This window comes from Aegicerativicinus sediminis, from assembly GCF_015476115.1.
Classification (GTDB): domain Bacteria; phylum Bacteroidota; class Bacteroidia; order Flavobacteriales; family Flavobacteriaceae; genus Aegicerativicinus; species Aegicerativicinus sediminis.
The window spans coordinates 2,499,842-2,521,189 of sequence record NZ_CP064295.1 but is presented as its reverse complement, the minus strand read 5'-3'; the positions used below and the strand labels follow the sequence as shown (position 1 = coordinate 2,521,189).

At 35.7% G+C, this 21,348-nt stretch carries 17 protein-coding genes and 1 tRNA gene; 1 reads left to right on the top strand and 17 read right to left on the bottom strand.

The features are described 5' to 3' along the window. Nucleotides 1-72: 72 nt before the first annotated feature. The 10 genes from ISU00_RS17670 to ISU00_RS10915 all read right to left on the bottom strand — a co-directional run bounded on the left by ISU00_RS17670 (nucleotide 73) and on the right by ISU00_RS10915 (nucleotide 11,228). On the bottom strand, nucleotides 73-681 hold the full coding sequence (locus tag ISU00_RS17670) for a TIGR00366 family protein (RefSeq protein ID WP_262892111.1): 609 nt from the start codon (nucleotides 679-681) through the stop codon (nucleotides 73-75). An 8-nt stretch (nucleotides 682-689) separates the two neighbouring features. Then, nucleotides 690-1,514 carry a hypothetical protein gene (locus tag ISU00_RS17665; RefSeq protein ID WP_262892110.1) on the bottom strand — a complete coding sequence of 275 codons (825 nt, stop codon included), beginning with the start codon at nucleotides 1,512-1,514 and terminating at the stop codon, nucleotides 690-692. Nucleotides 1,515-1,691: 177 nt separating this feature from the next. Then, a complete protein-coding gene (locus tag ISU00_RS10950; protein ID WP_228850699.1) occupies nucleotides 1,692-2,084 on the bottom strand; it encodes a hypothetical protein in 393 nt (130 codons plus the stop codon). 85 nt (nucleotides 2,085-2,169) lie between these two features. Continuing rightward, nucleotides 2,170-2,242: transfer RNA gene (locus ISU00_RS10945), tRNA-Met, on the bottom strand. A 108-nt stretch (nucleotides 2,243-2,350) separates the two neighbouring features. Then, on the bottom strand, nucleotides 2,351-3,265 hold the full coding sequence (locus ISU00_RS10940; protein ID WP_228850698.1) for a leucine-rich repeat domain-containing protein: 915 nt from the start codon (nucleotides 3,263-3,265) through the stop codon (nucleotides 2,351-2,353). A 140-nt stretch (nucleotides 3,266-3,405) separates the two neighbouring features. Then, a complete protein-coding gene (locus ISU00_RS10935; protein ID WP_228850697.1) occupies nucleotides 3,406-3,588 on the bottom strand; it encodes a CPXCG motif-containing cysteine-rich protein in 183 nt (60 codons plus the stop codon). A 2-nt stretch (nucleotides 3,589-3,590) separates the two neighbouring features. Next, nucleotides 3,591-4,907 carry a TolC family protein gene (locus ISU00_RS10930; RefSeq protein WP_228850696.1) on the bottom strand — a complete coding sequence of 439 codons (1,317 nt, stop codon included), beginning with the start codon at nucleotides 4,905-4,907 and terminating at the stop codon, nucleotides 3,591-3,593. Next, a complete protein-coding gene (locus ISU00_RS10925; protein WP_228850695.1) occupies nucleotides 4,897-8,091 on the bottom strand; it encodes an efflux RND transporter permease subunit in 3,195 nt (1,064 codons plus the stop codon). The genes ISU00_RS10930 and ISU00_RS10925 overlap by 11 nt, the downstream gene beginning before the upstream one ends. Before the next feature lies 1 nt (nucleotide 8,092). Next, nucleotides 8,093-9,241 (bottom strand): efflux RND transporter periplasmic adaptor subunit, encoded by a 1,149-nt coding sequence (locus ISU00_RS10920; RefSeq protein ID WP_228850694.1) that lies wholly within the window; start codon nucleotides 9,239-9,241, stop codon nucleotides 8,093-8,095. 76 nt (nucleotides 9,242-9,317) lie between these two features. Continuing rightward, on the bottom strand, nucleotides 9,318-11,228 hold the full coding sequence (locus ISU00_RS10915; protein WP_228850693.1) for an ABC-F family ATP-binding cassette domain-containing protein: 1,911 nt from the start codon (nucleotides 11,226-11,228) through the stop codon (nucleotides 9,318-9,320). 82 nt (nucleotides 11,229-11,310) lie between these two features. On the opposite strand from ISU00_RS10915, the gene ISU00_RS10910 reads away from it, so the two are divergent. Then, nucleotides 11,311-11,694 (top strand): DUF983 domain-containing protein, encoded by a 384-nt coding sequence (locus tag ISU00_RS10910; RefSeq protein ID WP_228850692.1) that lies wholly within the window; start codon nucleotides 11,311-11,313, stop codon nucleotides 11,692-11,694. Here ISU00_RS10910 and ISU00_RS10905 read toward each other — a convergent pair. From ISU00_RS10905 to topA, 7 genes are all read right to left on the bottom strand, one after another. Further along, nucleotides 11,691-12,740, bottom strand: coding sequence for an NAD(P)/FAD-dependent oxidoreductase (locus ISU00_RS10905; protein WP_228850691.1), 1,050 nt, complete (start codon nucleotides 12,738-12,740; stop codon nucleotides 11,691-11,693). The two genes, ISU00_RS10910 and ISU00_RS10905, sit on opposite strands and share 4 nt — an antisense overlap. 87 nt (nucleotides 12,741-12,827) lie before the next feature. Next, nucleotides 12,828-13,727, bottom strand: a complete 900-nt coding sequence (porN, locus tag ISU00_RS10900) for a type IX secretion system ring subunit PorN/GldN (protein ID WP_228850690.1) — start codon at nucleotides 13,725-13,727, stop codon at nucleotides 12,828-12,830. A 68-nt stretch (nucleotides 13,728-13,795) separates the two neighbouring features. Next, nucleotides 13,796-15,340, bottom strand: coding sequence for a type IX secretion system motor protein PorM/GldM (porM, locus tag ISU00_RS10895; RefSeq protein ID WP_228850689.1), 1,545 nt, complete (start codon nucleotides 15,338-15,340; stop codon nucleotides 13,796-13,798). Nucleotides 15,341-15,385: 45 nt separating this feature from the next. Beyond that, the gene (porL, locus tag ISU00_RS10890; protein ID WP_228850688.1) at nucleotides 15,386-16,015 is read right to left on the bottom strand and encodes a type IX secretion system motor protein PorL/GldL; all 630 of its coding nucleotides are present in this window, start codon (nucleotides 16,013-16,015) and stop codon (nucleotides 15,386-15,388) included. A gap of 55 nt (nucleotides 16,016-16,070) precedes the next feature. Then, complete coding sequence (porK, locus tag ISU00_RS10885; RefSeq protein WP_449500885.1) at nucleotides 16,071-17,435, bottom strand: type IX secretion system lipoprotein PorK/GldK; 1,365 nt, start codon at nucleotides 17,433-17,435, stop codon at nucleotides 16,071-16,073. A 181-nt stretch (nucleotides 17,436-17,616) separates the two neighbouring features. Further along, a complete protein-coding gene (locus ISU00_RS10880; RefSeq protein ID WP_228850686.1) occupies nucleotides 17,617-18,783 on the bottom strand; it encodes a formimidoylglutamase in 1,167 nt (388 codons plus the stop codon). After that, nucleotides 18,780-21,266: a type I DNA topoisomerase gene (gene topA, locus ISU00_RS10875; RefSeq protein ID WP_228850685.1), complete on the bottom strand. Its 2,487-nt coding sequence runs from the start codon at nucleotides 21,264-21,266 to the stop codon at nucleotides 18,780-18,782. Before topA ends, ISU00_RS10880 begins: the two co-directional genes overlap by 4 nt. Nucleotides 21,267-21,348: the final 82 nt, after the last annotated feature.

Genomic DNA, 21,348 nt, shown 5'->3' with positions numbered 1-21,348 from the left:
TCGTAGAGAAAAGCTGCGGATTTTCCAACAAAAATGAGTTTACAGATTGATTTTTATAGAGTGTTTGGAATTCTATTCATATCCAATCTTAACAGATAAAATAAGGGTAATAAAGGCAATTAGCATTAAAATAATAAATAACGGAAATACAAATCTGAACCATTTTTCAAATGGAATCTTTCCTATCCCCAGCATTGCCATCAATATGCCGTTTGTTGGAATTATCATATTTGAAAATCCATCTCCGAAAATGTAGGCTAGAACTGCAGTTTGTCTAGAAAAACCCAATAAATCTGATAAGGGTGTCATTAAAGGCATGGAAACTAAAGCTTGTCCAGAGGCTGAAGGAATAAAGAAATTAAGAAATGACTGAAAAACAAGCATCCCAGATACTGCCATAGATTGAGATTGGTTGGCGAGTGTATTGGAAAAATAATATAAAATGGAATCCATAATTTGACTTTCGACCATAACAACTGAAATGGCACGTGCAACCCCAACAATTAAAGCTGGGATTATCATAGATTTCAATCCATTTGTGAAAATGTCCATTGCTTTATCACCAGACCAGCCGCTTAAAAAAATTACAGCGATACCTATAGCCAAGAACCCTGCACTCATTTCAATTAATCCCCAACCCATAAATTGAACAGCTGATAATATAATTGAGTATCCTATCATAAGAACAATTAATATTGAAATATGATTTTTGTAAGGTTTACCTGTTCAATTTGTTTACCATCAACCAAATTCTCACTGGTATAGGAGCCCTTTAATGCAAATCTCTTGTTTTTGATTTTTGAGCCGTAACTCATTATGTATGAAAATCCTATCAAAATGCACAGCAAAAAAATCACAAATCGCAAACCCATACCACTGCCAATAGGTAATTCCGCAATCTGTTGAGCAATTTGCACTGTAAAGGGATTGGTTGTTGCCGTTGACCAACCAACATATACAGGAACAATTCCAAGTGCAAAACCAAACATCCTGTTATATCCATTTTGTTCCGCCAACAAAATTAAAATAGGGATGAGTGGCAACAATTCGATATAAATTCCCATAAAGGCACTACCCGTAGAAATCGTTAAATAAATAAGGAAAAACAAAAGTTTCGGGTATTTACTGAACCTTTTAATAAGCTCAGACAAAAACGCATGAATAGTTTTGGTCTCAACGATAAGACTAAATACCGCTCCTAAAATAAAAATAAAAAATATGAGGGAGCCCGATTGTGTTAGTCCTTTAGGAATTGAGGTGAGAACACTAAATATTGAATTCGGAGAGGCGTACCCACTAACGTTCCCTCCTATTGTTATGCCCTCAATTGAGAAATGTTTGGGAATTTCTGAATAACTACCTGGTACAACAATGTTTTGTTCAATTTTGTTTATAATCCTTTTTTCCCTATCAAAACTTCCCGAAGGAATGATATAACTTAATACTGAACAGAAGACAATAATCCAGAATAAAAAAATAAAGACGTGAGGAATTTTAAAATCACTGAACTTCATCAGGTCGGTTGGTTAGTTAACTAAATATAACCAAACCTTAGAAAGATGCAAAAAAGAAAAACCTTTTGAAATTTCAAGAGGTTTTTTTGTAGCAGGCAAGATTGAATTCTTGCGTTTGAATATTTTCGTGAATGACTTTCTAAAAGTGAATGATTATAATTAAATTAAAAACCTTAATTAACTAATACTTTCCTTTTGTCTTCTTCTAAAGAATAAAATTAACTGGGACAATCCAACCCCAAGTAATGCAGTTAGGCCAGTTATAAATAGAATGGCTAAATAGCCTATTACTTCTAATCCCAAAAGTGAATGTGAAGTTGAATTAATAATCGTATCAAAAATATTGTACATAATGTTGCCTAACATTACTCCTAAAGAAATTAATATTGCAGTTATTATTGAATCCTTTTTAACAAATAAATCCGATAAAAAAGAACTTAAAAAAATGACGGATGGCCATATTATCCAAAATTTAACATTAAATATGTTGATTTTGCCACCAGATGAATACATTATTAACCCTATCACTAGACCTACTAGAATAATCAATATTACTTCTTTACCTTTCATTTGGTCTATATTAAACTAATAACCTATTCATTAAAGGTACGATATAAACAAAAAAACCAGTTGCTTTAACAACTGGTTTTTATAGTAGCGGGAACTGGACTCGAACCAGTGACCTTCGGGTTATGAGCCCGACGAGCTACCTACTGCTCTATCCCGCGATATCGGACAGCAAAGATAATACTCTTTTTTAGATTACAAAAGTTTATAAAAAAAATCTCCCGATCGGTTAAATCGGGAGATGTCTAATTAAAACTAAGAAACATTATTTAATTCTCGTCTTCTTCATCGAGGGTAACAATTACACCCTCGGAACTATTATTAGTAACGTCGAATTCTCTTAAATTAGGGAGAGTTTCTGGTAGTACAGCCAAGTTTCCTTTAAAGCTGTTATTACCTAGAAGCAATACTTTTAGGTTTGTAAGACTTGCTAATTCCCCAGGCAAGTCACCATAAAAAGCATTATTAGAAAGCACCAGCTCTTCTAGTTTACCTAACTGACCGATTGAAGGTGGCACCATACCAACAAGTTGGTTATCAAAAACACTTAAAACCTCAAGGTTTTTAAGATTTGAAATATCGGAAACTAATTTTCCGCTTAAATGGTTACTGCTAACTAATAGTTCCTTTAAATTGGTAAGTTGTGAAATGGTTGAGGGAATCTCACCATGTAAATTGTTGTTATAAAGTTCCAGTTTTTCCAATTTCTTTAATGAACCAATACTTTGTGGAATTTCACCGTTTAGTTGATTCATAAATAGTTGGAGGGAAACTAAAGAAGGAAGTTCACCTATTTCTGCAGGTATCTTTCCGCTTAATTGGTTAAACGAAATATTTAACTCTTCAAGTGCTTTAAGATTTTTAATGCTTGACGGTATACTTCCATTAATATTGTTTCTAAAAAGATTCAATTTCTTAAGCGAAGTCAAATTTCCAATTTCTTCTGGCAAATTTCCGTCCATGTTATTATAGGGCAAATCAATTGCGGTAACATGGTCACCTTCAATAGTAAGTCCTTGCCAAGTTGAAACATCTTTGGAAAGATCCCAAGAACGAGTCCAATTGTCACCATTGGTACTCTTGTATAGGGCAATTAATGCTTGTTTTTCTTTTTTTGTTACGGTTCCTCCAAAGGTCAGAATGGAAACCATAAGAAAAAGTAGGGTTAATTTCATAGTTTTCATAATAGTAGATTTAGCTGAGGGAGCAATGATATTGACACGAATTTAGAATTTTATCGGTGAAAAACAAATTTTATTCGATGAAATGCACAATCGAAAATTTACAAAATCTATAAATATCTGATTTATAGCACTTTATAAAATCACTGCTCCAAGGAAGATATCTTGAATTCTACTACATTTTCACCATCTGTAGTTATTTCAAACTGAATAGGGTTACAGCAAACTTCGCAATCTTCAATATACTGTTGCTCAGTAACTGAGAGATCTATCAACACCGAAATCTCCTGCCAACAATGCGGACATTGGAAGAAATATTCCTCCATTTCTAGAAGTTTTCATTAAGCAAATCGCCACTAAGAAGCAACACCTCCAGCTCAGCTAGTTTTGCTGCATATTTAGATTGGTTTCGATTGAGTACCACGTTTAGAAGATTTAATTGTGCCTGTCTAAATTCTATAGAAGTTACCTGACCTAATTTGAAACGTTCCTCGGTTCGATCGAAGTTATTTTTTGCTGTAATTATATTTTCTTGTTGTACCTGGTAGATGGTAAGTTTGTTGATGTAATTGTCCCATGCATTTTCAAAATCTCTTTTGATACTTTCCAAAACCTGTTCCTTTTGCAAAAGTTGGGTATCTAAATTAATCTTGGCATTTTTTACCCTGGTGATCGTGGAACCACCATCAAACAAATTCCAACTTAAATTAATACCGCCAGAAAGTCCATTACTTTTTGAAACAGCTAAGAAGGAAGCTGCATTATTATTGTTCTTATTCCACCCATAAGTACCATTTAGACCTATAGTGGGCAAATATCCAGATCTTTGGGATTTGATAAGATATTCATTAATCGTGATATTCTTTTCCAATTGCTGAATTTGAACGTTTTGGGCCATCATTCGTTCATACAAACTTGTCTTATCACCAGTAAGAACGAAAGTTGTGACTGTATCCACCGTAAACTCACGTTCAACCTTATTCCCCATAACAAAGTTCAAGTCCCGTTTTGCATTTACCAATAATTGTTCAGTATTTATTAGGGCAATACTGTCGTTATTAATATCTACTTGGGCATTGAGTACGCCTAATTTATTAGTCTGACCATAATCAAATTGATATTCTGCCCGGGTAATTCTATCTCTTGAAATATCTAATCCCTGCTCTAATGTTTTTACGTTCTCAGTTAACTCAGCAACGTTATAATAGATGGTAAATAACTGATAAACGGTGTTTTGAATTGTTTCTAAGGCTTGTAATTCAGAAAGATTATATTCTTCCTTAAGCCTCCTATAATCGTACATTCGACCCAAGCCATCGAACAAAACATAATTCAAATTTATCGAAGCATTATAACGTGAACTTTCAGCACCACTTAAAACTCTACTTGATCCATCGGAAAATTCCACATCTGTGTTATCTCTGTCATAAACTGCTCCTGCATTCGCAGAAACAGTTGGCAAATAACCTGAATTCAATAAGTCCGCGTTGTTCTCAGCAATTTCAACATCGTTCTTAACGATTTTGATACCATAATTATATTCCAAAGTCAAAGCCATTGCTTGTTCTGGTTCTAATACTTCTTGTGAAACTCCTAAAAAAGGTAATAATACTAGAAATAAGTACAGTAATCTTCTAATGAGCATAATCCCCTTTTTGTTCTTTTACGATTCTTTCAACTTCGCGTTTGTCTATTTTTTCACCTGTAACCAACCAATGAGAACGTGTTTTGAAGCTATTAACGGCAGACAATAAAATCGGTAAGATTATCAGGGTTAAAATAGTAGCAATAAAAATTCCATATGAAATAGAAATAGCCATTGGTTTCAAAAATTGTGCTCCTCTACTTCTCTCCATTAATAAAGGCGCAATACCTGCAATTGTAGTTAAAGAAGTTAAGAATATAGCCCTAAACCTAGACCTGCCAGCTTCGAATAGTGCATTTTCAAATGACAATCCTTCCTTAAGAAAAGAGTTTAATTTACCTATAAGAACCAAACCATCATTCACCATTATACCTATAAGTGCAATGATACCCATAGCTGATAGGAAATTAACCGAAAAACCATGTATCCAATGCCCCCAAGCGACTGCTATGAAACTAAATGGAATCATAAACAGCAACATTAATGGTTGGCTATAACTTCTAAACGTAAATGCGATAACCACGTAGATCAAAAATATAACGATAGGGACAATGACATTTGCAGAAGCAAGAAGCTTATTAGCCTCTCTATTCTGCCCTTCATATGAAGGTGTTACTGTTGGATATTTGGATAGTATGCCTGGTAAAATTCGTGTTTTTATATCCTGCATTATTTCTGTTGGACTGTCCTTTGGATTTTTTAAATCTGCGTTAACTTGAATTTCCCTTCTACCATCTAAATGCCGAATACTTTCCTCTCCGCGTTGAATATCATATGTTGCAATTTCTTTAAATGGAATTCTTTGGCCATTTGGAGTAACGATTCTCATTTCATCCAAATCATTAATCGATTCTCGATCCCCTCGTTCATATCTTACCCAAACACGAATTTCGTCCTGACCTCTTTGAAATCTCTGCGCCTGAAGTCCAAAAAAACCTGCCCTTACTTGTCCCATCACTTCCTGAAGATTTAATCCTAGTGCATAGGCTGACGGTTTCAGTTCAACATTGATTTCCTTTATACCTTCAGGATCTGTATCCGTTATATCTGCAAGTAGCGAATTTTTTTCCATAGCAGCCCGTAATTCTGTTTTTGCTGCCTTTAGTTCTTCCGTATTATTACCAAGTAAAGAAACTGAAATTGGGTTACCACCAAAATTGCCACCAGAACCAAAGGTCAAAAGCTCCACTCCAGGAACCTCACCTACTGCCTCACGGATACTATTCGTAATATCTGGTGAAGCAAAATCTCGTTCCTCACCTGGAAGTAAATTTACGCTTAGATTTGCTTTGTTATTTCCGGGTCCAACCCGCTTAACTATATTTTGAACTACTTGTTTGCCTCCAGTTTGTTTAGCGGTATATTCTTCATTTACCTCCCAAGAAACTCTCTCTATCATTGTAATGATGGAATCCGTAATTTTTGGGTTGGTCCCTTCAGGCATTAGAAGATCTATGCTAACACTATCGCTATCTACATTTGGAAAAAATGAACCTTTAATGATACCTCCCATAAAAGCGCCAATGGTTAATACCATAAGAGCAATTAAAATTGAAAATGTTATAAAACGGTATTTCAATGAAAAATTTAGAACTGGACTATACATTTTATCACGCATATAAGCCATTACTCGATCACCAAATTCATTGAATTTTCTCAATTTCATAAAGAATTTATCAATTCCTTTTTTGTTTGCTTTTTGCTCTGCAGTTTCTCTTGTTAATGCTTTAGAGTGAGCAACGTGTGCCGGTAAAATGATAAGGGCCTCAACTAACGAAATGGAAAGTGTTAAGATAACAACCACAGCCACCTCACTAAATAATTCACCAACCCTTCCATCAAGAAATAAAAATGTTGAAAAGGCTATAACAGTAGTGAGGATAGCAGAAATAATTGGAGGAACAACCTCCATTGTACCATCAATTGCAGCTTCAAGTCTTGGTTTTCCGGATTCGAAATGTTGGTAAATATTCTCTGAAATAACAATACCGTCATCAACTAGAATACCTATAACGATAATCATTCCGAATAACGAAATAATATTGATTGTTATATCAAAATACGCCGCAAACATAAACATACCCATAAATGCCACAGGTAAACCTAATGCAACCCAAAAGGCCAATCGGGTATTCAAGAAAAAGGAGAGAAAAAGCAATACCAAAAAAATTCCCATTGCCCCATTTTCAAGCAAAGTATTGGTACGTTCCTTTAATCGTATGCTCCGATCCTCGATGATATCAATCTTAACACCAGAATATTTTTGATTAAACTCCTCGGCATAGACATTTACCTTTTCCGCAGTGGACAATAAATCCTCACTATTTGTATTAGTAATGTTTACATTTACTGCTATGTTTCCATTAAAATAGGATGCATTAGGGTTTTCTGAAAACCGGTCACGTACACTTGCCACGTCTTCTAATGTAACGATTGTTCCATCTTCCATGGCACGTACTGGCAAATGCGTTAATTCATCCCCATAATATGAGCGACTACTTGCACGGATAAGGTAATCCTCAGCTTCAGTTTTTATATTTCCACCCGTAGATAAAATATTTGCTCTAGAAACGGCTTGGGCTACCTCTGAAAAAGTAAGACCGTATGCCAGTAAATCATTTTCCCTTACAGCGATTTCTATTTCCTCATCAGGATAACCAGTAATTTCAATTTGGGATATACCCTCCATCGCACGTAAATCCCCTTCAATTTGTCTTGCAATTTGTTTAAGAGTAACTAAATCAATTCCCTTCCCACTTATTGCAAATTTTATGGTCTCCCTTACTCTTTCTTGTTTAGCCACCACCACTGGCTCCATACCCCCTGGAAAATTTGGGACTCTATCTACGGCATTTTTTACTTCAGAGAGCATATCGTCAATATCCTCATCTTTTTCAATCTCAACGGTAACGTTACCACCATTTTCTCGCGAAACAGAAGTTACCCGTTCAACCCCAATCAATCCTTTTAGATTATCTTCTATTTTCAGTACAATTCCCTCTTCTATTTCCTGAGGTGCTGCACCTGGATAGGCAATATTTATGGTTATAATCTCCGATTCATTCAAAGGAAAAAATGAAGATTTTAACTGTAGGAGACCAAAAATCCCAAATAACAAAAAGGCAATAATTACGATGTTGACCGCAACACTGTATTTTATAAAATAAGCTATTATCTGTCGCATACTAATTAGCTAACTGAGAAGAGTCTTGTTCAGTTTCTGCTTCACTCCTATTCGCTTTAACAAGCATCCCTGGATATGCTCCAGGTATAGGAGAAGTTAAAATTTCCGTTCCGTCTGGTATTCCTTTAACAACCACATTATTGGCTGAGAAATAAACAGGATTAACAGTTATTTTATCTAAAATTGTATCTCTAACTATAAAAATTTCAGAATCGTTTACCAATAGTTTACGAGAAATTTTCATAGCATCTGGCTCATTCTTCGCATTTAACTGCGCCTCCAAATATTGACCTTCTTTTAGATCTTCGCCCTTAACCTCCACAAAAACCTTCACTGTTTGGGTCGCTTGGTCAATTTTACCATTAATTCGGGTCACTGTTCCGTTATATACTTCCTCACCTTCCAAGGTTCGCAATTCAACCGATTCCCCTAATTTCAATAAATCACCAAAGGATTTCCCGATTGCTAGTTCAACCTCATATACCGAATCGTCGATAAATTCACCCAATTTTTGTCCTGGCCTTACTAAAGTTCCCTTAGTAACCAATGCCTCTGTTAAAATTCCAGAAAATGGAGCAGTAATTGTATATTTTGAAAGCCTTTGCTCTAAATTTTTAACTCGATAATAGGATGTTACAATTCCACGTCCTGAAATAAAAAATTTAACCTTTTCATCTGACATTTCTGGGAGAGGTTTTACAGAACTTTCCATGTCAAAGTCGTTCAAATATCGTTGCCAGGTCCTAAATGCCTCAGGAAAATCTAGCCTTAGATCTGGCATAATGGAAGTAATAAGATTGTACAATTCACTTTTGGAAGACTGCACAGAAGCATAATATTCCGAAGCATCCAAACGTATCAGTGTCTGTCCTTTTGTATAATGCTGACCTGATTTAAAGTCGTGGGCACTGGAAATAAAAACCCCTTGAACTTCAGAAAAAAGTTCTAATCGATTTTTAGCAATTAAACTTCCATTCGAAGGAATTGAAATGGGTACAGTCTCGTTTCTTGCAATTTCTGTAAAGGCTAATTTTACAACCTTAGGAATTTCCGGCTTAGGGACGGTTTTATTTTTAATTATGATGTTGGCAACAACAATTGCAATTCCAATAATTACAATACCAATGATATAGAGAGCAAATTTGCGCATACAACAGGTAGTGGGATGGTTATAAAGTCAAAAGTATCGCATCCCTGCTCGGAACATCGTTAAAAAAAATATAAATTTAGCCTCCCAGTTCCTCCATCTGTAGCTGTAAATTCTCCCAATCCTTCATAAGATTCTCCAATTTCTTTTTCTTTTGCTGATAGCCCTCAAAAAAGTTTGGTTTAGAAGTGATTTCTACATATTTGATTTCAAGTTCTTGGTCAGTCTTTTTAATCTCAGCTTCTAAATCTTGAATTTCCTTTTCTATTTTACTTAAACGATTGTTTAAAGATTTAAGCTTTTTTTGAAGCTCATAGTCATTTTTATCGGCTTTGGCTTTCCCTACTTCTACTTTCTCCCGCTTTTCAATTTCTCTTAGGTTATCTACATCACGAGATGCTAAATAATCATCTATATTACCGAGATACTCCTTTATTTCTCTATTCCGGAATTCGTAAACTAAATCCGTTAAACCTGAAAGAAAGTCCCTATCGTGAGATACGAGTATTAAAGTTCCTTGGAATTTCTCCAATGCTTTTTTCAATACATTTTTAGAAGCAATGTCTAAATGGTTTGTTGGTTCGTCCATAACCAAAACATTAAATGGCTGCAAAAGCATTTTTGCTAATGCTAAACGGTTGCGCTCACCTCCGGATAGCACCTTTACATACTTGTCAACCTCATCTCCCCTGAATAAAAAAGCTCCGAGAATATCACGAACCTTCGTGCGATTGGTTTCATTCGCAGCATCAATCATAGTGTCTAGAATTGTTTTATTGCCATCTAGATAATCTGCTTGATTTTGGGCGAAATAACCAATTTGAACGTTGTGACCAAGTTTAAGATTCCCCTTGTGCTTTAACTCTCCAACAATAATTTTGGCAAGTGTAGATTTTCCTTGACCATTTTGACCTACAAAAGCAATTTTACTATCTCTATTTACATGAAGATCTACCTGGCTCAACACATGGTTATCACCATAGGACTTGGAAATATTATGAGCCTCAATAACAACTTTACCTGGAATAATGGAAACAGGAAACTTTAATGTCATTACAGCATTGTCTTCCTCATCTACCTCAATGCGATCAATTTTATCCAATTTTTTAATTAGAGACTGAGCCATTGATGCCTTCGAAGCCTTTGCCCTAAATTTCTCAATTAATTTTTCTGTCTGTTCAATCTGTTTTTCCTGATTTTTTTGAGCGGCCATTTGCTGATCCCTAATTTCCCTTCTATAGGCCAAGAATTTTGAATATGATTTTTTGACGTCATAAATTCTACCTAGTGATATTTCAATAGTACGGTTTGTTACATTATCTAGAAATCTCTTATCGTGAGATACCATTACCACAGCTCCCGGATAGGTTTTAAGGAAATTCTCGAACCAAATAATCGACTCAATATCTAAGTGGTTTGTTGGCTCATCCAACAATAGTACGTCATTATTCTGAAGCAAAATCTTCGCAAGTTCAATTCGCATACGCCATCCTCCAGAAAAGGTTTCGGTTGGTTGATTGAAATCTTCAGGTTTAAAACCTAGACCAATTAACACTTTTTCTGTATCACCTTGGTAATGGTAGCCTCCCAATACCTCATACCTATGCTGAATATCGTTCAAATCTACCATTAATTGGTGATAATCTTCACTCTCATAATCTGTACGTTCAGCCAATTGATGAGTTATCATTTCCAATTGCCTTTCCATATGTCGTATTTCAGAGAAGGCCTTATACGCCTCTTCTAAAACTGTAAAGCCAAATTCAAAATCTATGTCCTGCTTTAAAAAGCCAACCTTAATGTCCTTCTCAACAGCAATCTGTCCTCCGTCAGGTTCAAGCTCTCCTGAAATAACTTTTAAAAGAGTTGATTTTCCTGCTCCATTTTTTCCTATCAATCCTATTTTATCACCACCATTCAGTTTGAACGATATTCCACTGAATAAATCCTCACCTAAAAATGAAATTGTTATGTCTTGAACGTTTAGCATTATGTTACCTTTGTTACAAAAATTGGGAGCGCAAAGTTATAATTTTAATCTTTTATTATTTCCAAGCTCCAATTAAATCAATATGCTTAAAAAAGGAACCAAATTATATAGCATACTAACAGGTCGCTGTCCCAAATGCCAAGAAGAATCGATGTATGAAAACCCCAATCCATATGTCTTGCCAGATGTTTTGAAAATAAAGGACCGATGTAGTAATTGCAACTTAAAATACCGCTTAGAACCGTCATTCTTTTATGGTTCAATGTATGTAAGTTACGCGGTAGGTATTGCTTTTGCGGTTGCAGCGTTTGTAATTAGTTATCTATTTTTAGGGACTTCCCTTAAAATTGCATTTATATCAATAGTTGGGACATTAATCGTATTTGGCCCAATTATTATGAGACTTTCCAGAAATATCTGGATCAATATGTTCGTCTCTTACGATAAGGAGGTATCCAAAAGTTAAGTTTTAATCAATCGATTATAACTTAATTCATAATCGAGATTTATTCGGTTAAAGATAGAACCGAACAAAGTTTGGGCGACATAAGGTGCAATAAGAACTCCTCTTGTTCCAAGCCCATTAATAATATACATATTCTGTTTATCTGGATGCTCTCCAATAATAGGCCTTCGGTCTTTAGTAGTAGGTCTTATTCCAGCATAATGGTCAATTATCTTATACTCGCACATTAAAAATTCGTCCAATTTGGAAACAATCTCTTCCTTTGCTTTAGTAGTTGGTTGCCAAGTTTTGTCATCCCAATTGTAAGTTGAACCGACTAAATAGTCATCGTTCCCAAGAGGGATTATAAACACAGAAGATTTTATAATAGAATGTAGTTTTAATCTTGGCGCATTAATTACCAATAATTCTCCCTTGGTACCATTTACAATATCAAATTTGAAAAAAGGATTATGTATAACTCCATGGCCTTCAGCAAACAATATGTTTTTTGCCGATAAGTCTCTATAGGTGTATCCATCTTGTTGGAATTCCAAATCGGAATAATTAAATTTATCTAATGAAATTAAATTATTGTTTTTTAAATAGTTGAAATAAGCATCTAACAAGGTTTCAGTATCAATTTTACCTGTATTTACAACTTTTCCGAATCCAAATGGAGCCTTAATACACCTATTATCATTTTGAATAAAAGGGATGGTTAAATAGTTTTTTAAATTTGAATCATCAGCGGCTACTAACCAATCATTTTTTTCTTCGTTGGAATGAAGAATTCTCAAAATATTAATTTTTTCATCGATTGTTATATCTAAAAATTCTTCTAACTCTTTATAAAAAGTTTCTATCAAAGCCATTTGTTCTTTGCCTTTCCAGATAAAATTTAGTCTCTTTAAAACTACGGGATTGTATAGTCCAGATGCTACTCTGGATGCATTATTATTTTGATTATCAACTACATGAAAACTCTTATTTGCCTTACGAAGCTGCTCACAAAATGCCAGGCCAGCTAAACCACAACCGACGATAATAAAATCTACTTTTTGCATATTACAAAAGTAATTTAATGGATCCGAATATTGAAAACGAGAAGCGCCCACAAATTGCGGGCGCTTCTCATGAATATGTCAAGTTTCTTAATAGGACCACATGTCCATTTCAAAATTTCGAATCTTATCTTTAATCCTTTCAGATTCTAGTAACTGCATCAGAGCATTATCTGAGATATACTCTTTCACTTCTCTATCACCATAAACGTTTTCTTCACGGTAAATAATACCATTGAATCGCCTAGAGTTCAACAAGTGATCGAAAGATAACGGCACTGCGCTATTTCCACTATTCAACACTTTTGCATTATGTAGAACTTCTCGAGCTTCTGGGTAGAATACCCAAAATAGTGCAATAGGCATTTTGTTAGCCTCATCTTCAGAATCTATAAAGTTAACGTCTGGTGCTGCAGGTGCAATACCTATCAGTCTATATTTCAATTCACCTAAACGCTTGTCAAAATACCACAGACCTTTAACTAAATAGGCGCTCACATCATAAGAGGTTATATCTCTTTTTATGATATACTGAGGATCTACAAAACCTTCGGCATTGTATTGCTCATATCCTATATCTAAAGTATCAACCCTAGACATGGCTGCACCAAGATCGTTTAAGGTTCTTTTGGTAGTAAAATAAGAGTCGTCATAAACGTTCTCAATTTCTCCAGATTGAACAGCCTTTAAAAGAACATCGAATAAAGACCTTCTGTTATTACCAATGTTATTGGTATCTACTGGGTAGTATAGGGGAAAATTAACACGTTCGTCTAACACAATCTTTTCCCAGATCATTTTAGAATATAAGATGTCTCTATCATCAACATACCCATATTCTAAAGGCTTATCGTTATCTAATGCCAATTGTGCTTCTGTCTTAACACCAATCTCTTCTGGCGCCGTAGCATTCAGAATATTTGCTTGAGCAAATAAGCCTGACACAACGAACATGCTGACAATTGTTAGTATAAAATTTCTTGAATTCATCTTATTATAAAATATTTGGGACTAATTTTTTGTACTTAAAAAATTTAAGTCTAGTTCAATTCAATTTATTAATTGGTCAATTCAACAAATACAGGGGATACACCTTTTAACTTATAAGATGAGTTACCCTTAATTTGTGCTTTAATATCAAAGATTTGAATACCATCTCCTCTTCTAGCTTTCCTCAAGGCATTTTTTGCCTGATCGTTAAGCTTTGTTCCGTTTACTGAAACAGTTGGTTGTCCTGGGATTTTAATTTTGAAGGCTGTAACCTGAATAGGTAATTCAAAATCGAAATCTTCCAATACTGCACCAATTGTTGCAATTTCTACAGTGTTCTTTGGTAAAGAAGTGTTATCAACTTGACCTGCAATTGTTCCAGAAGGTTTTGGAATATCCTTAATTCTGAACTGTGCACGATCACTTACTTTAGATCCATCAGGTAAAGTTCCAGTTACATTAATGGTAACTTCCCTACCAGAACCAGGATTCATAACATACTTACCAACGCCTGATCCTTTTGATAGACCAGGTGCACTAGCAGAAATTTTATTGTCCGGAATACCTGCGAATGAAATAGTCATTGGGTTTGAAACACCACGATAAACAACATTCATTTTATCTGCAGAAATTGTAGCAGAATTAGGCTTAGGAACTACAGCATAAGTACTTGCAACTGGAATTGAAATGATAGAATCACCTTCTTTAAACTGGAATTCACCTTCAATTTTTTGTTCACCAACAGAACCTGCTGGGAATTTAAGAATTGTCTGTCCCGCTTGCATAGCATCGGCAGATAACTCTTTTCCATTAATCACTACCTTATCTGCAGTTAAGGTTTTATCGTTTCTTCCTAAAATAATTCTACCAGTAAAATCCTCACCAGAGAAAAACGCAGTTTTATCAGGAACAACAATAGCGTCGAAATTGGTTAATGATGCTTCAATTTTAAGTTTACCAGCAAGCATAGTAGAAAGAACCTCAGATTCTATCGTCTTAACATCCGCTTGCATTTGGGTAATTTTAGTTAAAGAAGCCACCATAGGGAATCCTTTGAAGTGATAATCTAACCATGGAATGGTGATATTATCTCTGTTCTTTACAGGATCAGTAGAAAATTTATCTACTATATCCGCCTGTATATCCTGGTTTGATTCTCCTAACACATTTAAAACTCCAGATTTGTATTTATTAATCTCATCTAAGAATTTTTGTCCTTCTGGAGTAAATTTATCTCCATTGAACCATTTTTCATCAAGGTGATTGGTTTTATCCATTACCTCATAATCGCTAGGATCCTTAACCGTAGTTAACATATCTGTTTTCACTTGCTCTAAATAAGCATTGAACTCAGTTGAAATTACGTCTATTTGATCAGCTTGAGCTTTTAAAGGCTTGTATTTAGCCGGTTGCTCATTTACTTTTTCAGCCAACCCTTGCATAAAGGAATCATTACGCACTGCCGCTTTTTCATTGGAATCTTCGATACGTTCATTCATTAAACCGAACGCCGAAAGTACTTCCTTTGACATGTTCAACGCCAGCATAGCGATGAAAACCAAGTACATAAGGTTGATCATTTTCTGTCTTGGGGATAGTTTTCCGCTTGCCATCTTTTATTAGTTTTTTAGTTGTTAATTAATAAATTATCGTCTAAACTAACTTGGACGGTTCATTGCAGAAAGCATACCACCATAAACACCATTAAGTGATGACAGATTTGAAGCTAAAGATTTCATTTGTTCTTTCAATTTGGCAGCGTTTTCAGTAGCCTCTTCATTGATTACGGCCTGTCTGTTAGCGCTTTCCAATTGAACTTTATATAAGCTGTTAAGAGCTTCCATTTGTGAGGCAGCCAAAGACATCTCCTCACCATATTTCTTAGTAGCTTGGATTGAATCTACAGTTGGGCTAATACCTTTTGCAGCACCTTCAAAATTACGGATGCTAGACCCTAGACTATTCATTAATTCAGCGTCAATTTTTGCCTCTTTAAGAAGTTCATCTAATTTTTTAGAAAGTAGACCTTCAGCATCTTTTGGTTTTTCAGCGTGAGCCTTTTCACCACCAGCTAATTCTGGATATACCAAAGACCAGTCTAAGTCGTCATCTACAGGTTCAAATGCGGATACCACGAATACTATAGATTCTGTGATAAGACCAATGATAAGCATTTCGTTACCAAAATTCCAGTGCATGATCTTAAATAAGGCCCCTAGGATAACAATTGCTGCTCCAAGGCCGTAAACCATATTCATAAGTTTTTTACTTGCTCTAGATTGTGCCATGATTTTTCGTTTTTAGTTTAAGTTAAATAGTAAATTGAGTAGGTTAATAAAGGTTTTATTTATTTTTTGCGTTTTTAGTTACTTCTGTACCCATGTAATCCTGAACAGTTCTGAAACCGATGTAACTTCTAGCAGAGTCAGCATATTCATAATCTCTTGAACTAACTTGTAAGAAATAGGCAACATCTTTCCAAGAACCACCACGTACAACTTTACGTGCATTATCTGGATCATTTACGCTTGGATTGAAGGAAGCCGAATATTCATAAGATCCTGGATCGTAAGATCCATAAACCCATTCTGAAACATTACCGGCCATATTGTAAAGGTCATAATCATTTGGTTCATAAGCATCTGCCTCAACCGTATATAAGGCTTGGTCAGCAGCGTAATCACCACGCAAAGGCTTAAAGTTAGCCATAAAACAACCTCTATCGTTTTTAATATATGGTCCACCCCATGGGTAAGTTGCACCCTGCAATCCACCACGAGCGGCATATTCCCACTCAGCCTCGGATGGCAATCTAAAGGTATTTACGAATTGTTTTCCTTTAGCTTTTTGGTAACCATTTTTATAAAGGGTCCTCCAATTACAAAAAGCATTGGCTTGTTTCCAAGACACACCAACAACAGGATAATTTCCATAGGCATCATGCCAGAAATAATCGTTGTGCATTGGCTCGTTATAAGAGTAGGTGAAATCCCTAATCCAAGCCGTGGTGTCTGGATAAACCATTACCTCATCCTTTACAATTACATCCTTTCTCCTAAGATCTCTATTCTTAGCAGCTTTTTTGATGTCCATGTAAGTGTATTGGAATTTAAACTTGCTAACATCCCAGGTGCGCTGACCGTTATAAGACTCTTCCAAAGGAAGATACATTGTATCCATAACTTCAGCGTAATACTCATCTGGGTATTCAGCAGTATCAAATATAAGATCAACATCTTTGTTGAGCTTGCGCCCTTCGTAGCCCGTAGGTCCAAGGCCACTGTAATTGTCGATCATATACTTTTCATACACTGTCAAATTAGCAGTATCGGCATCTTTAAAGGCGAATTCGCCAATACCTCCATCATCTGGAGTCATACCAATTTCATCTGCTAAGATGGCCAGTTTAGTTCGTAGTATTGAATCTCGGACCCAATACACGAATTGACGGTATTCACTGTTAGTGATTTCCGTCTCATCCATATAGAACGCCCTTACCGTTACGGTTTTTGTTGGGGCATTCTGCACATCGGCTAAATCATCATCTGATTTTCCCATAATGAAAGCACCTCCTGGTACTAATGTCATACCATAAGGTTTTTCGGGATGCCAATTGTTTCCTTTAACTCCTACCAGTTCTCCTCTGTCGCCAGAGCTACAACTGAATAATAGAGCTAAAACAGCGGTTAATAAAGCAAACTTGTTCATGTTCATAGAAACTCGAGGGTTAAAAAATTTAGTCTAAAATGTTATGTTGTTAAATTTTAGGCGGTAAACATATCCATATATTTTTAAAAAAACAATTTTTTTCATGATTTTTTTGCATTTCGTCCTAAAAAAATGCATTTCATCGATGAAATGTAGGTTATTTTACCGTTAAATCTTACTATTAAAAGATGCTCTTTTTATAGGCTTTATACCACCTCTCAGGGATTTTGCCGTGGCTAGCCTCAACATAGTCCTCGTGCATGCAAGGTAATAACGTATGTTTTTTCAATTTATTATTGATTTCGGGTAAAAATGGAATTTCAATCCACCATCTTCCCGTATTGGTGCTTTTGTAAAAAATGAGTTCTTCATCCTCTACCATAACATTGTATTTCTGAAAATCCTTCTCATCTTTGAAGTGATCATCCTCTACCCTGCAATTGACACCTTCAATAAAATACCATAACATTTGTGCTATCAACATTGGAGTTACTTCATCCCTAGTCTCTGGTTTATATTCAAAGATCCCGAATGAACTCACTTTGTTGCTTATACCTGCATAGCGGGTAATTGCACAAATCTCTTTACCTGTAAAACCATTTGGGGAAAATGCTTGTCTGTTACCCACATCTGAAGCTCGTATAGATTTTAAATCCACACTTACTATGTGGGCGTCACGCATTACTGGCTCTACTAATCCTATTTGATTATTAATTTCTCCCAGGCGATAAGCTTCAAAATAAAGCTTTTCCATAAGATCTATTTCTTCCTGGGAATTGAAATAGGTCTGATACCCCACAGTGGAGTAATTAAAAAGATTGTAAGGTTGCTCAACAATTATCTTACCTACATACTTATTATTTTTAATTGGCTGCTCTGAATCACCCAAATCGAAATTGCAATCTACATTTACTATATTAACCATTGGATGGTAAGAGTCATAAGCCCTATATACTGCATATGTTAAATCCTGACTGCCACCAATAATGATAGGTATAACCTTCCTCTCTAAAAGAACACCAATGATTGTCTTTAAAGCAAAATAAGTATCTTCTACAGTATCTCCTTGATTAAGGTCTCCCAAATCGGCAATTTTTAAATGCCAATTTCCAGGAAATAAAGAATACAAAGCCTTTCTTACATTGGTAAACTTAGGCGCCTCCCCTAAATAATTAACATCATTACGACTTTCCGAAACTCCTATGATGGCAAGCTTAATCTCGTTTAATTCAGGAATACCTTCTTGTTTGGAATGTATATGAATATAATTCCCCAAGGCCTGTTCGGACAGTAGCTCTTTATGTGCGAGAACTTCGTCTGAAACAGGTGAAAGGAAATTGAATGTCATGCTTTTTTCTTTTTGGTGGAAGTTTTAGAGGATTTTTTGGATGCGGCATCTAAGTAAGTTTGTGCTTCTTCTAATGTTAATTTTTCCGCATTTACCGTTTTTGGCAATTCTACCTTGGTTCTACCTTTTATAATTGTGTGTCGGCCCCATCTTGCTTTTTCAACTTTTATACCTTCCTTCTCCCAATGGTGAACTACCTTATCAATATCTTTTTGAATTTTATCTTCGATCAAAGTTACAATGTCATCATCTGAAAGATTATCCCAATCATACTTTTTATTGACATTTATAAACATATTGTTCCATTTAATAAATGGCCCGAAACGTCCCTTACCCTTTGTCACCGGTTTTTCCTTATACATATATATAGGTGCATCTGCCTTTTTCTGTTGTTTTATCAACGCTATGGCTTCATCTAAATCTACACTTACTGGATCAACACCTGCCGGCAAACTAATGAATTTTTTACCATAACGAACATACGGACCATATCTACCATTATTAACCTCAACCTCTTCGCCCTCATATGCACCCAATGCTTTAGGAAGTTTAAACAAATCCATGGCTTCCTCATAAGTAATCGTGTTAAGTTGCTGATCTGGGGTTAAACCTGCAAATAGAGGTTTCTCATCCTCATCAACTGTACCAATTTGCACCATCGGACCAAATCGTCCCAATCGCACACTAACCTGTCTTCCTGTTTTAGGATCTGTCCCTAAAATTCGTTCACCAGATTCCCGTTCAGCATTTTCTTGTACATCTTCAACCTGGGGATGAAATCCTTTATAAAATTCTTTCATCATTTTTTGCCAATCCTCTTTTCCTTCTGCAATTTCATCAAAATCCTCCTCAACCTTGGCCGTAAAATGATAATCTAAAATTGTGTCAAAATGATTCACTAAAAAATCAGTAACAATAAAGCCCATATCTGTTGGCACCATTTTACCTTTATCGGAACCCACTTTTTCAGATAATTTCTTTTCAGAAACACCTTTGCCTTTATCAAAAGTCAATTGATAATAATTGCGTTTTTCACCATCGACATTTCCCTTCTCCACATATCCTCGATTCTGAATTGTAGAGATAGTAGGTGCATAGGTAGAAGGTCTACCAATACCCAATTCTTCCAACTGTTTTACCAAAGACGCTTCAGTGTATCTATATGGAGGCCTAGTATAACGCTGGGTGGCTGTAATGTAATTATTAAGGACTTTTTCATTTAATTTTAGGGCTGGAAGCATTCCTTCTTGTTCCATATCCTCCTCATCAGTCCCTTCTAAATAAACTTTTAAGAAACCATCGAACTTTATAACCTCTCCATTCGCTGCAAAAAGATCTTTATGGGTAGATGCTGAAATCTTAACATTGGTGCGCTCCAATTTAGCCTCAGACATTTGGGAAGCAATAGCACGCTTCCAAATTAAATCATATAACCTAGCCTGATCTCGTTCAACTGGCACTTCACTAACAGCAAAATTGGTAGGCCTAATAGCTTCGTGAGCCTCTTGGGCACCTTTGGTTTTACCTTGAAAGTTTCGCGGCTTGCTATATTTATTTCCATAAGAGTTTTCTATAGCTGCCTTTGCACCATTTCTTGCCTCATCAGAAAGATTAACGCTATCGGTTCTCATATATGTAATATAACCCGCTTCATACAATCTTTGGGCCATGGTCATAGTCTTACTAACTGAGAAGTAAAGCTTTCTTGCGGCTTCCTGTTGTAGGGTTGATGTGGTAAAGGGTGGTGCAGGAGATTTTGTAGCTGGTTTAGTTTCTAAATCTGCAATAGAAAATTCTGCACTTGTATGAAGCTCCAAAAATTTCTGCGCCTCTTCTTTTGTGGCGAAACTTTTTGGCAGTTTTGCTTTGAACGTTTGTCCATCTGAATTTTCAAACTCGGCATCAATTCGGAAAGACGCTTCAGGTTTAAAATCTTGGATTTCCCTTTCACGCTCTACAATTAATCTAACTGCTACAGACTGAACCCTTCCTGCGGAAAGACCTCCTTTAACTTTACGCCAAAGGACAGGAGACAATTCATAACCTACAATCCGATCCAACACGCGTCGCGCTTGTTGAGCATCTACTAAATTGTAATCGATACCCCTTGGATTTTCTATGGCCTTTTGTATGGCTGATTTAGTTATCTCATGGAAAACAATGCGTTTGGTTTTTTTCTTATCCAATTTCAGAGTCTCAGCTAAATGCCAAGCAATAGCCTCCCCTTCTCGGTCCTCATCACTCGCTAACCAAACAATCTCTGCACTTTTCGCTAAATCTTTCAGCTTTTTAACTACAGCCTTTTTATCTGAAGAAACTTGGTACTTTGGACTGAAATCACCTTCAACATTGACACCCAATTCTTTGGATGGCAGATCGACGATGTGCCCAAAACTAGAGGCCACCTTATAATCCTTCCCCAAAAACTTTTCAATTGTTTTGGCCTTTGCGGGTGACTCAACAATTACCAGATTCTTTGCCATATTTCAATTTTAAGGTTACAAATGTATATGAAAAAAAAAATACCGCCTAAAAGACGGTATAATAAACCTTTGTTATTATAAA

Bases quoted from the DNA above. Each gene is read 5' to 3' on its own strand.
- ISU00_RS17670 (WP_262892111.1), bottom strand. From the start codon at position 681: ATGATAGGATACTCAATTATATTATCAGCTGTTCAATTTATGGGTTGG.
- porK (WP_449500885.1), bottom strand. From the start codon at position 17,435: ATGAACAAGTTTGCTTTATTAACCGCTGTTTTAGCTCTATTATTCAGT.
- ISU00_RS10935 (WP_228850697.1), bottom strand. From the start codon at position 3,588: ATGGAGGAATATTTCTTCCAATGTCCGCATTGTTGGCAGGAGATTTCG.
- ISU00_RS10940 (WP_228850698.1), bottom strand. From the start codon at position 3,265: ATGAAAACTATGAAATTAACCCTACTTTTTCTTATGGTTTCCATTCTG.
- porL (WP_228850688.1), bottom strand. From the start codon at position 16,015: ATGGCACAATCTAGAGCAAGTAAAAAACTTATGAATATGGTTTACGGC.
- ISU00_RS17665 (WP_262892110.1), bottom strand. From the start codon at position 1,514: ATGAAGTTCAGTGATTTTAAAATTCCTCACGTCTTTATTTTTTTATTC.
- ISU00_RS10915 (WP_228850693.1), bottom strand. From the start codon at position 11,228: ATGCTAAACGTTCAAGACATAACAATTTCATTTTTAGGTGAGGATTTA.
- topA (WP_228850685.1), bottom strand. From the start codon at position 21,266: ATGGCAAAGAATCTGGTAATTGTTGAGTCACCCGCAAAGGCCAAAACA.
- porM (WP_228850689.1), bottom strand. From the start codon at position 15,340: ATGGCAAGCGGAAAACTATCCCCAAGACAGAAAATGATCAACCTTATG.
- ISU00_RS10925 (WP_228850695.1), bottom strand. From the start codon at position 8,091: ATGCGACAGATAATAGCTTATTTTATAAAATACAGTGTTGCGGTCAAC.
- ISU00_RS10950 (WP_228850699.1), bottom strand. From the start codon at position 2,084: ATGAAAGGTAAAGAAGTAATATTGATTATTCTAGTAGGTCTAGTGATA.
- ISU00_RS10920 (WP_228850694.1), bottom strand. From the start codon at position 9,241: ATGCGCAAATTTGCTCTCTATATCATTGGTATTGTAATTATTGGAATT.
- porN (WP_228850690.1), bottom strand. From the start codon at position 13,727: ATGAATTCAAGAAATTTTATACTAACAATTGTCAGCATGTTCGTTGTG.
- ISU00_RS10905 (WP_228850691.1), bottom strand. From the start codon at position 12,740: ATGCAAAAAGTAGATTTTATTATCGTCGGTTGTGGTTTAGCTGGCCTG.
- ISU00_RS10910 (WP_228850692.1), top strand. From the start codon at position 11,311: ATGCTTAAAAAAGGAACCAAATTATATAGCATACTAACAGGTCGCTGT.
- ISU00_RS10880 (WP_228850686.1), bottom strand. From the start codon at position 18,783: ATGACATTCAATTTCCTTTCACCTGTTTCAGACGAAGTTCTCGCACAT.
- ISU00_RS10930 (WP_228850696.1), bottom strand. From the start codon at position 4,907: ATGCTCATTAGAAGATTACTGTACTTATTTCTAGTATTATTACCTTTT.